Here is an 11,085-nt window from a genome sequence, read left to right as displayed (position 1 = left end):
GGCGAGATCGAGACAGCGCGCCGGGCCCGACGCCGGCAGCTGCGCAAGGAGATCAACGACCGCATCCCCCGAACCGCGGCCCGCGACGAGCCCAGCCCTGCCCAGCCGGCCCAGCGTCGCGTGAGGCTGCGAACCTACGAAGAGGACGACCCGTGAGCCAGGACTTCATCGTCACCAAGGAACACCGCCGCTTCACCGAGTTCGCCAACGCAGTGCGCAAGGAACGCACCATTGGCATCTGCCACGGCGATGCAGGCGTGGGCAAGACCCAGTCTGCACGGCGCTACTCCCACTGGGACACCCTCGAACCCTTCATCACCGAGTGGGGACCACGCAGCGAAGAAGAGGACCCCAAGCACTTCGCGGCCGCCAACCGCTCCCGCACCGTGTTCTACACCCCCGAGGTGCTCCCCAGACCCAAGGACCTCATGCGCGAGATCGACCAGCTGCGAGTCCGGCTCGGCGTCTGCGTCGACGAGCACCAGCGCCTCATCGGCAAGATCACCGGCACCGTCGTGGGCGACACCGACAAGTGGGTCGAGCTGCTCATCATCGACGAGGCCGAACGGCTCACCCCACCGGCGCTCGAACTCCTGCGCGACAAGCACGACCGCCAGCACCTGGCGATCATCCTGATCGGCATGCCCGGCATCGACCAGCGCTTCCGCCACTACCCCCAGCTCTACAGCCGCCTCGGATTCTCACACCGCTACCGCGCCCTCGGACGCAACGAGCTCCTCTTCGTCCTCGACCGCCACTGGAAACGCCTCGGCCGCACCCTCGACCCCGAAGACTTCACCGATGCCCAGGCCATCGCCGCGATCGAACGCATCACCCGCGGCAACTTCCGCCTCCTCGAGCGCCTCTTCCCGCAGATCACCCGAGTGCTCAAGATCAACCAGCTCGAGACCATCACCGACGACGTCATCGAAGCCGCCGCTAGCATCCTCGTCATCGGCGACTGACCGCCACTTACCGCTCTCAAAAGACCGCCAAGAAGCGATCAAATCCACACACCACGTGCCACTGCCCATGCAGCTACGAAGCCGCCGGTCAGCGGAAAGCTGACTGGGGGCTTCGTCTCGCCATACGCGGCATGTGGATCGAGTGACGTGATGCGATCGGACCACCTACTGCGGCCGCTTCAGAGACGCTCGAAGAAGACGATGCAGACGGGCGAGCCGACCTGGGCTATGCGGCGGGGTGCTCCTAGGGCGCCCTCGGGGTCGCGGGCGAGGGCGGCGATGGTGCCGGTGCGCTCGTTCGCTGCGTAGAGGGCCTCATTATCGGGGCCGAGGGTGATGAACCGTGGGCGGATCCCGCCTGTGGAGGCGTGCTGGAGCAAGGTGAGAAGGCCGTCGTCGCCGATGCGGTAGACGGCGAGGGTATCCTCACCGGGGCCGCCGGGGGTGCGGTCGCCGGCTCCGCTGCGGTTGCTCGCGTACAGGGTCGTGCCGTCCGGGCTGACGGCCACCTCGGCGGCGCGGCTGTCGCGCACGTCGCGCTCGGGCATGGTGGGCAGGATCTGCAGAGGCTGGAGCTCGGGCGAGGCGAGGTGGCGGTGCAGGACGGTGACGGTGTTGTCCAGCTCGTTGACGGCGTAGACGACGGGCAGGGCCGGGTGGAAGGCGACGTGCCTGGGCCCGCTGCCTTGGCGCAGCCGGGTGGCCGCCTGGATGTCGAGCTGGCCGGAGCGTGGGTCGAGCGAGCAGGTGAAGACGGTGTCGAGGCCCTTGTCGGGGACGAGGAACACTCCGCCCTCGGGTGCGAAGGCGACCTGATGGGGCTTGGATCCCTTCTGGTCGCTGCGGTGCGGGCCCGGCTCGCCGGTGAACTGCACCTTCCCGCAGAGGCCCCCGAGGGAGCCGTCCGCTTCGACCGGGAACGCCACGGCCGAGCCGCTGGTGTGGTTGGCCGCGAGGAGGAACCTGCCAGTGGGGTCCAGGGCGAGGTGGGCCGGGTTCGTGCCCTCGGTGTGGCGCCGGCCGACCTCGTGCAGCTCTCCCCCATCTCCTATGCGGTATGAGGTGAGGTAGTCATGGTCGCCGTGGGCGGCATGCAGGACCCGGCGGTGCGCGTCGACGGCCAGGAAGCCGGGGTTGACCGCCGGGGTGAGGGACACCTGCTCCCAGGTGTCCCTCTCGGCCCTGAAGCAGGCGATGCCCTGTCCCTGGCCGTCCCGCTCCCGCGTGGTGCGGGTCCCTACGTAGGCGAAGCGCTGCGGGGCCATGTCAGTGGATGGTCTCGGCGTGCTCGGACCGCTCCGCCGCCCCGGCACTGCGGGGGGCCTTCTTCAGCCGCATGGCGGCCATCATGACGGCGGCGACGGCCGTGAGTCCGGCGAAGAAGAGCAGCCCGACGAGGGGAGAGCCGGTCGCGTCGGTGATCATGCCCTGTGCGTAGGGGCCGACGAACCCGCCGAGGTTGCCGATGGAGTTGATCGCGGCGACGGCGGTGCCCGCGGTGGCCACGGAGAGGAACTGGTTCGGCACGACCCAGAAGGGGGACTTGTAGGCGTACAGGCCGGCAAGGGCGATGCTGATTGCGGCGATGACCAGCCACGGCTGGGCGAGGACGCCGGCGAGGAACATGGCCACCGCGGAGACGGCCAGTGGGAGCCAGCTGTGGAACTTGCGCTCGTTCTTCTTGTCGGAGCGGCGCGACCACCAGATCATCGCGACGGTGGCGACGGCGTAGGGGATCATGCCGACCAGGCCGACCTGGAAGGTGCTCAGGTCCTTGGAGAGGCTCTTGATGATCTTCGGCAGCCAGTAGCCGGTGCCGAGGCTCCCGACCTGGTAGATGAAGTAGATGGCACCCATGTAGAGGACCTTCGGGTTGGCCAGGGTCTTCCAGACGCTCAGGTGCTTGGTGTGGCCCTTCTCGGCGTCCTGCTCGCGCTGGAGCTCGTCCTGGACCCAGGCCTTCTCCTCGCCGGTGAGCCAGCGGGCCTCGGCGGGCCTGTCGGTCATGACGAAGTAGCAGACCACGCCGAGGATGACTGCGGGGATGCCCTCGAAGACGAACATCCAGCGCCACCCGCCCAGGCCGGCCCAGTGGACCTGCTCCATGATCCAGGTGCTCAGCGGGGAGGCGATGATGTAGGAGACGGGGATGGAGGCCACGAACAGGGAGATCATCGTCCCGAGGTAGCGGCGGGGGAACCAGTAGCCGAGGTAGACGATCAGGCCCGGGAAGAACCCTGCCTCCGCCACTCCAAGCAAGAACCGGACGATGTAGAGCTGGATGTCGTTCTGGACGAAGCCCATCACCGTCGCCAGGGCCCCCCAGGTCAGGAGGATGCGGGCGATCCACTTGCGGGCCCCGAATCTGGCCAGAGCGGCGTTGCTGGGCACCTCGAAGATGAAGTAGCCGATGAAGAACAGCCCGGCCGCGAGGCCGAACGCCTGGCTCGTCAGGGCGAGCTCCTTGTTCATCTGCAGCGAGGCGTAGCCGATGTTGGCCCGGTCGATGTAGTTGACGATGTAGAGCAGGAAGGCGAAGGGCACGATGCGCCAGGCGATCTTCCTGACAGTCCGCTTCTCCAGCGGCGACTGCGTCTGGTCGACGTTGACAGACAAAGCGTTCTCCTGGGTCTCGGCCCTCAGCGGGCCGCTATAGCTTATAACGAAGCGCTCCCGGAATGGGATGCTTCCGAAGATGGGGTTGCAACCGGTTCTGCGATCCCAGTCACAGGATATAGGTTATAACCTGCAATCTGTGATGTCTACCACCGCTCCTTGCCGGCGGCGGTCAGGCCCGGTTTCGCTCGAGTGCGTCGATGGCGCGGCGTCCGAGGCTGGCGCTGATGTGCTCGCGCATGACGGCCGCCGCCGCGTCGCTGTCGCCGCTGCGGACGGCCTCGTAGATCGCCCGGTGCTCGGCGGCGACCCGTTCGCTGTCTCCGGGGCTGTCGCCCCGGGAGCGGAGCCCGACGAGGCGGTAGCGGTCGGCCTTGTCCCAGAGCCGCTCGAGGATGTCGGTCAGGATCGGGTTGTGGGAGGAGCTGTACACTGCCCGGTGGAAGTCGCGGTGGGCCAGGAGCGCGTTGAGGTCCGCTGCATCGCGGATGGGCGAGAGGCGCCCGAGCGCGGCCTCGATCCGCGCCAGGTCCTCGGCGGTGCGCCGCTCGGCGGCCAGGCCCGCGGCGAGCGGGTCGGCGCTCTCGCGCACCTCGTAGAGGTGGCGGGCCTCGGCTGCGCTGAGGGCGGTCACCCTGGCGTCGCGGTGGGCCTCGAGCTGGATCATGCCCTCGGCGGAGAGCCGGCGGATGGCCTCCCGCAGCGGCGTGGTGCTCAGGCCCAGCTCCTCGGCCAGGTGCACCTGGGGGATGACGGACCCGGCCGCGAGCTGGCCGGTCAGGATCCGAGTCCGTAGCTCCGAGTACGCATAGTCGTTCTTGGTGAAGATGCCGGTCGCGGGGGCGCTCACATCGGCTCCGATCTCGTGGGTCAGGCTTCCCCACAGGATATCCCTTGTAGGGGACAGGATGCAGGTTATAAGCTATAACGAACGATCATCTCTAGGAGGTTGCGGAATGGGCCGCATAGCCGAGCACACGGTCGCGGGCGGACGCCTGCTGGACGACGGCGGGGAGCTGCGCGTCGTGGACGTGCGGGCCGCGGCGGGAGAGGCCTTCGAGCGGTGGCCGGTGGTCCTGCGCCTGCTCGCCGAGAATGTCCTGCGGAACGCGGAGGCCGGGGAGCGGGAGCGCTCGCTCGGCGCCCTCGTTCGGTGGCTCGAGCGGGCCAGCAGCGAGGAGGAGGTCGAGTTCCTCCCGGGCCGGGTGCTCATGCACGACACGACGAGCACCCCGGCTCTGGTGGACATCGCCGCCATGCGCAGCACGGTCGCCGAAGCGGGGGGCGACCCTTCGGCGCTGAACCCGCTGCTGCCGGTGGAGGTCTCAATCGACCATTCGCTGGCCGTGGAGGACTACGCCCGCATGGGGGCGCCGGTGCGGAACATGGCCCATGAGATCCGCCGCAACCGCGAGCGGTACCGCTTCCTGAAGTGGGCGGCCCAGTCGATGGACAACGTCCACATCAACCCTCCCGGCACCGGGATCATGCACACCATCAACCTCGAGCAGCTCGCCACGGTCGTCACTGTCCAGGACCGCGGCGGGGAACGCTGGGCGGTCCCGGACATGATGCTCGGCACCGACAGCCACACTCCCATGGTCAACGGCCTCGGGGTCCTCGGCTGGGGCGTGGGCGGGCTCGAGGCCCAGACCGTGATGTTCGGCATGCCCACGACCCTGCGCATCCCCGACGTCGTCGGCGTCCGGCTCACCGGCCGCCTCGGGGCCGGCGCCCTGGCCACCGACCTCGCGCTCACGGTCACCCACCGGCTCCGCGAGCTCGGCGTCACCGGCGAGTTCGTCGAGTTCTACGGCCCCGGCGTCTCCGCCCTGAGCGTCGGGGAGCGCGCCGTCGTGGCGAACATGGCCCCGGAGTACGGGGCGACGACCGGGTACTTCCCCGTCGATGCCCGGACGGTCGAGTACCTCCGGCAGACCGGGCGGACCGAGGCGCAGGTCGCCCTCGTCGAGGCGTACATGCGCCGCGCCGGCCTGTGGTTCGACCCCGCGGCCGAGCCCACCTACACCCGCACCCTGGAGATCGACCTCTCCGCGATCGAGACCAGCGCCGCCGGGCCCCGCCGCCCCCAGGACCTGCTGCCCGTCAGCGCCGTCCCGGCCGCCCTCGCCGCGGAGCGCCGCCCCTCGACCCGCGCCGGGGAGCTGCCGGAGTTCCCGGTCGCGATCGCCGCCATCACCAGCTGCACGAACACGACCGACCCCAGGCTCCTCGTCGCCGCCGGGCTGCTCGCCCGGCGCGCCCGGGCCTTCGAGCTCTCGGTCCCGGAGTGGGTCAAGACCTCCCTCGCCCCGGGCTCCCCCGCGGCCGCCAGCTACCTCAGGCGCGCGGGCCTGACCGAGGACCTCGACGCGGTCGGCTTCGGCATCGTCGGCTTCGGCTGCACCACCTGCATCGGCAACTCGGGCTCCCTCACCCAGCCCGTGGCCCAGGCCCTCGAGGCGGCCGGCAGCCGGCCGGTGGCCATCCTCTCGGGCAACCGGAACTTCCCCGGCCGCGTCCACCCCGACCTGGACCTGGGCTTCCTGATGTCCCCGCCCATGGTCATCGCGTACGCCCTCGCCGGCGACGCCGCCAAGGACCTCTCCTCCGCACCCGTCCAGCGCACGGCCGACGGCCGCGATGTCTACCTCGCCGACCTCTGGCCCGACGCCGCCGAGATCGACGCGGCCCTCGCCTCAGCCCTGGACCCGGCCGACTTCGCGCGGGACTTCCGCGTCGCCTCCGAGAACCGGCTCTGGGCCGACATCGAGGCCCCCACCGGCGACCTCTTCCCCTGGGACGAGTCCTCCACCATCCTGCGCCGTCCCCCGTTCGCCTCCCTGGGCGAAGGGTCCCTCCTGGGCGAGTACACCGCCCACCCGCTGCTCGTCCTCGGCGACGACGTCACCACCGACCACATCTCCCCCGCCTCCGCAATCCCCCGGGACAGCGCCGTCGCCGACTTCCTCGTCGACCGCGGAGAGGACCGGAACGACCTGAATGTCTTCGCCTCCCGGCGGGGGAACTGGGAGGTCATGGTCCGCGGCGCCTTCCACAGCAAGACCCTCCGCAACGGACTCGCCCCGCAGGCCCCCACCGCGCACACGACCTACGGACCGACGGGGGAACTCATGCCCCTGTGGGACGCAGCACTGCGCTACCGTGCCGACGGGGAGTCCGTGGTTGTCATCGGCGGCGAACGCTACGGCATGGGTTCCTCCCGGGACTGGGCCGCCAAGGCCCAGCGGCTCCTCGGCGCCCGCGCTGTCCTGGCCGACAGCTTCGAGCGCATCCACCGCTCCAACCTCATCGGCATGGGCATCCTGCCGCTGCTCATCCCGGCCGGTGTCCGCGGCGACCTCCAGGGCATGGCGCCCGGAGACACGCTGCACATCGACGCCTCCCCCGGGAACGTCCGCCCCACGGCGCCTGTCGCAGTCTCCCTCCTGAAGGCCGGGCAGCCCCCCAAGGAGTTCACCGCCACCGCGGCCGTGGAGACCGCCTTCGAAGCCGGTCTCCTCGCGCACGGCGGGGTCATCCCCGCCATCCTCGCCCAGAGCACCCAGACCGCCTGAGCACTCCAGCCCTGAAGAGAAACGAGCCATCCCCCATGACGACCCAGCAGACAGAGCTCAGCACCGCCGACCTGTACGACGAGTACGGCGAACAGCTCCAGTCCGTCAGCACACAGTTTCAGTCCTTCGGCGGCCGCGCCCGCTTCCACGGCCCCGTCCGCACCCTCAAATGCCACGAGGACAACCTCCTGCTCAAGCAGACCCTCGCTGCCCCCGGCGACGGCGCCATCCTCGTCGTCGACGGCGGAGGCTCCCTCCGCTGCGAGCTCCTCGGCGGGAACATGGCCGCCCAGGCCCTCGAGAACGGCTGGACCGGCGTCATCGTCAACGGCGCCATCCGCGACCGCGCAGAGCTCGCCGCCCTCCCCTTCGGCGTCAAGGCCCTCGGCAGCAACCCCCGCAAGGGCACCAAGACCGGCGCCGGCGAGACCGACCTCGACGTCGCCTTCGGCGGAGCCGTCTTCCGCCCGGGCGCCACCGTGTACTGCGACGAGGACGGCATCCTCGTCCAGCGCTGAGACCCCGTCCCCTCGCCCGTGGCGCCTGTTGCTCATCGTCGGCATCGACCGTCTCCGTCGGATGCGCGCGAGGACACTACCCGAGCATCCCTGCTGCGGCTGTTGAGGCCGCACGGCACCAGAATGGACATATCCATGTACCCGGAGACCCCACGCGAGACGGCTTCCCCGGACTTCGACCCCGCGACCGGTGAGCTCCCTGAAGGCTTCAACCGGCAACCGGACTGGCGACAACTCAAGGCTGGTGACCGGGTCGTGATCCGCTCCCCCAGCCATGCGCCGGCGGCAGGCACGATTGACGCCGCGGCCGATGACGGCAGCATTCTCTGGCTGCTTCCCGATGACGGATCGACCCGGAAAATCTACTGCCGCAGCGACCACGAAGAGATCTGGGCTTTCGCGAAAGCCCAGTAGCCGCCCACAACAATCGACAGCGGCGCGCCTCGCGAAGGCACGGAAGCCGCAATGAACAAACGTCCCACCACCGAACCGACCAAAAGGCTTCCCGCACAATGACCCAGACCCTGCCCGACTCCACCCAAACCCCAGAACAAGAACCGGCACACGGGCTCAAGTCAGCAGGGCATGTCATCGTCGACAGCCTTGTGGCGCACGGCATCCAGCGCGCCCACGTCGTCCCTGGCGAGAGTTTCCTCGACGTCCTGGACGGGCTGCATGGCTCTCCGATAGAGACCATCGTCTGCCGGCACGAAGGCGGCGCCACCTACATGGCCGAGGCCGACGGCAAGATGAACCAGCTGCCCGGCATAGCGATGGTCACCAGAGGCCCAGGCGCTGCCAACGCACACGTGGGCCTCCACACCGCCTGGCAGGACTCCACCCCCATGATCCTCTTCGTCGGGCTGATCCCCTTCGCCCACAGGGACCGCGAGGCCTTCCAGGAATTCGACATCAAAGCCTGGTTCGACACCGGCGCCAAACGCGTCATAGTCCTCGACCACGCCGAACGGGCCTCCGAAATCGTCGCCGAAGCGGTCTTCGCCGCCATGAGCGGCCGCCCTGGCCCCGTCGTCATCGGCCTGCCCGAAGACGACATCCGCCAACAGATTCCAGCGGCCCTGCATCCGCCGATCCCCGTGGCCACCGGTGGAATGACAGCCACCGACTCGGTTGCGCTGGCCGCTGCCCTCGCCGCCTCGACCAAGCCCCTGTTCGTGACCGGCGGCAACGACTGGACCGAGGGAGGCGCGGACCAGCTCACCCGTTGGCTTGAGAAGCACCATATTCCGGCCGCCGCCGAATGGCGCACGCAGGGCACTGTCCCCTTCGACTCCCCGGCCTACGTCGGCCCGATCGGATACGGCCGGCCACGCCCCACCTACGACCTCCTCGAAGAGACTGACCTGCTGATCTTCGTCGGGACCGTCCCCGGCGACGTCATCACTGACGGGTTCGTCTGCCGCCAGGACTGGAGCAAGAAGAACTTCCTCGTCACGATCGACCCGTCACTGCGAGGACGGTCAGGCCCCGTCTCCCACCAGATCGTGGCCAAACCCGACGTCTTCGTCCGTGACCTCTCCAAGCTCGGACTCCCCGTCAAGGACGAGTGGCGGCAGTGGGGCGCGAAAATGCGCGCCGAACAGGAGTCCTTCTCGGCCCTTCCGCCGGCCACCCCCGGCGAAGGCCGAGCACGTATGGACACTCTGATGGCGAACCTCGTCCCCGCACTTCCCTCCGACGCCATCGTCACCTTCGGCGCAGGCGAACACACGAACTGGGCCCACCGTTACTTCCCCACCCGGCGCTACGCCTCCATGCTGAGCGCCAGAAATGGCTCCATGGGCTACTCCGTGCCATCGGCGATCGCCGCATCACTGGCCTACCCCGGGCGGCGAGTGGTCACCATCGCCGGCGACGGCGAATTCCTCATGAACGGACAAGAGCTGGCAACGGCCGCCCAGTACGGGGCCACACCCCTGGTGATCGTCATGGACAACCAGGAATACGGCACCATCCGCACCCATCAGGAGCGGCACTACCCTCACCGGATCTCCGGCACCCAGCTGAAGAACCCGGATTTCGCACTGATGGCCCAGGCCTTCGGCGGCTTCGGAGCCAAAATCGAATACGACAGGGACATCCCGGCCGCCCTCGAAGCAGCCCGGCAGGCGATCGAGCACGAAAAGGTGTTCGCCCTCATCCACCTCGTTGTCGATCAACGCGTCAAGGCCTACTAGCTGTTGCGGGTCATGACGTTGTAGTCACGGATCGGGGATGAAGGAACGGGTCCCTGACCGGCACGATGGGTGGTGCTGAAGCCGTCCATCTGCTGGAAGAGACCCGTTCCATGACCCACCGTAATTCGCCGCTGACCCCTGCCGGAAGGCTCCGCCTGGTCGAACGTGTCGAAACCGATGGCCGTCCCATCGCCCACGTCGCCGCCGAAGCAGGCATCGCCCGCTCCACACTCACGAAGTGGGTCCACCGCTACCGCGACGACGGCATCGAAGCTCTTCAGGACCGCTCCAGTGCTCCGGCCAGGCGTCCGTCGCGGCTGCCGACCGAGGTCCTCGAGCTCATCGACGCCTGGCGACGGGACCGCAAGTGGTCTGCTCGCCGCATCTCCCTGGAACTCGCCGGCCGCGGCTACCACTACTGCGTCCGCACTATCGGCAGATGGCTGCAGCGGCTGGGGATCTCCCGCCGCCGAGACCTCGACACGACAGGGGAGAACAACCGAGAGAACGGGAAGATCATCGCCCGCTTCCCGGGCCACATGCTCCACCTGGACGTGAAGAAGGTCGGCCAGATCCCCGACGGTGGAGGCTGGCGACTCCACGGCCGCGGCAGCACCCGAGCACGCCACCAGCGTGTGGGCTACACCTACCTCCACTCCGCGATCGACGGCTACTCCCGCCTCGCCTACACCGAGGCGCTCGAGAACGAGACCGCGGCGACCACCATCGCCTTCTTCTCCCGAGCCCGTGCTTTCTTCGCTGCGCACGGCATCAATCGCCTGGTCCGGGTGGTCACCGACAACGGCGCCAATTACCGCGCGAGGACCTTCGTGCGCACCGTGACCGCGCATGCTTCACGGCATCAACGGACTCGGCCCTACACGCCGCGGCACAACGGGAAAGTCGAGCGCTATCAGCGGATACTCGCCGAGGAATGCCTCTACGCCCACGCCTTCTACTCCGAAGACGAGCGGCGCGAAGCAATCAGCGTCTGGGTCCACCACTACAACTATCATCGGCCGCACACCGCCTGTGCTGACCAGCCCCCGGCCACCCGCGTCCACGAACGTGTCGACAACGTCATGACCTCATACACCTAGATCAGCCCCGCCGCGCCCTCGAACCGATTTCGCTCACGGCATGGGGACTGTACTTTCAACGGTGTAACTCTGATACAGGAGGTACCCGATGAGCGTTGATGTTGAACCGG

9 protein-coding genes are annotated in these 11,085 nt (G+C 68.6%); 6 read left to right on the top strand and 3 right to left on the bottom strand.

Translation table 11 applies throughout. The annotated features are described in order from the left end of the window. Window positions 1-152: 152 nt before the first annotated feature. Window positions 153-965, top strand: a complete 813-nt coding sequence (locus tag IE231_RS17910; RefSeq protein WP_189695360.1) for an AAA family ATPase — start codon at window positions 153-155, stop codon at window positions 963-965. Between the two features lie 179 nt (window positions 966-1,144). Here IE231_RS17910 and IE231_RS17905 read toward each other — a convergent pair whose 3' ends face one another. The 3 genes from IE231_RS17905 to IE231_RS17895 all read right to left on the bottom strand — a co-directional run bounded on the left by IE231_RS17905 (window position 1,145) and on the right by IE231_RS17895 (window position 4,431). Continuing rightward, entirely contained in the window at window positions 1,145-2,230 is a 1,086-nt protein-coding gene (locus IE231_RS17905; protein WP_189695359.1) for a lactonase family protein, read from the bottom strand. 1 nt (window position 2,231) lies between these two features. After that, on the bottom strand, window positions 2,232-3,581 hold the full coding sequence (locus IE231_RS17900) for an MFS transporter (protein WP_201896869.1): 1,350 nt from the start codon (window positions 3,579-3,581) through the stop codon (window positions 2,232-2,234). A gap of 172 nt (window positions 3,582-3,753) precedes the next feature. Then, window positions 3,754-4,431, bottom strand: coding sequence for a GntR family transcriptional regulator (locus IE231_RS17895; RefSeq protein WP_189695358.1), 678 nt, complete (start codon window positions 4,429-4,431; stop codon window positions 3,754-3,756). Window positions 4,432-4,537: 106 nt separating this feature from the next. Here IE231_RS17895 and acnA point away from each other — a divergent pair, with 106 nt between their 5' ends. From acnA to IE231_RS17870, 5 genes are all read left to right on the top strand, one after another. Then, window positions 4,538-7,159, top strand: coding sequence for an aconitate hydratase AcnA (gene acnA, locus IE231_RS17890; RefSeq protein ID WP_189695357.1), 2,622 nt, complete (start codon window positions 4,538-4,540; stop codon window positions 7,157-7,159). Between the two features lie 35 nt (window positions 7,160-7,194). Continuing rightward, window positions 7,195-7,677: a ribonuclease E activity regulator RraA gene (gene rraA / locus IE231_RS17885; RefSeq protein ID WP_189695356.1), complete on the top strand. Its 483-nt coding sequence runs from the start codon at window positions 7,195-7,197 to the stop codon at window positions 7,675-7,677. Window positions 7,678-7,812: 135 nt separating this feature from the next. Beyond that, complete coding sequence (locus tag IE231_RS17880; protein WP_189695355.1) at window positions 7,813-8,091, top strand: hypothetical protein; 279 nt, start codon at window positions 7,813-7,815, stop codon at window positions 8,089-8,091. A gap of 98 nt (window positions 8,092-8,189) precedes the next feature. Then, window positions 8,190-9,875, top strand: a complete 1,686-nt coding sequence (locus tag IE231_RS17875; protein WP_189695354.1) for a thiamine pyrophosphate-dependent enzyme — start codon at window positions 8,190-8,192, stop codon at window positions 9,873-9,875. A 110-nt stretch (window positions 9,876-9,985) separates the two neighbouring features. Then, window positions 9,986-10,975, top strand: a complete 990-nt coding sequence (locus IE231_RS17870) for an IS481 family transposase (RefSeq protein WP_189695353.1) — start codon at window positions 9,986-9,988, stop codon at window positions 10,973-10,975. The last annotated feature ends 110 nt before the right edge of the window (window positions 10,976-11,085 follow it).

The sequence above is a fragment of the Sinomonas cellulolyticus genome, assembly GCF_014656475.1.
Taxonomy (GTDB): domain Bacteria; phylum Actinomycetota; class Actinomycetes; order Actinomycetales; family Micrococcaceae; genus Sinomonas; species Sinomonas cellulolyticus.
This window is presented reverse-complemented; position numbering and strand designations above follow the sequence as displayed.

Excerpts from the sequence above, each read along its gene's own strand:
- rraA (WP_189695356.1), top strand. The coding sequence starts at position 7,195 with ATGACGACCCAGCAGACAGAGCTCAGCACCGCCGACCTGTACGACGAG.
- acnA (WP_189695357.1), top strand. The coding sequence starts at position 4,538 with ATGGGCCGCATAGCCGAGCACACGGTCGCGGGCGGACGCCTGCTGGAC.
- IE231_RS17870 (WP_189695353.1), top strand. The coding sequence starts at position 9,986 with ATGACCCACCGTAATTCGCCGCTGACCCCTGCCGGAAGGCTCCGCCTG.
- IE231_RS17880 (WP_189695355.1), top strand. The coding sequence starts at position 7,813 with ATGTACCCGGAGACCCCACGCGAGACGGCTTCCCCGGACTTCGACCCC.
- IE231_RS17875 (WP_189695354.1), top strand. The coding sequence starts at position 8,190 with ATGACCCAGACCCTGCCCGACTCCACCCAAACCCCAGAACAAGAACCG.
- IE231_RS17905 (WP_189695359.1), bottom strand. The coding sequence starts at position 2,230 with ATGGCCCCGCAGCGCTTCGCCTACGTAGGGACCCGCACCACGCGGGAG.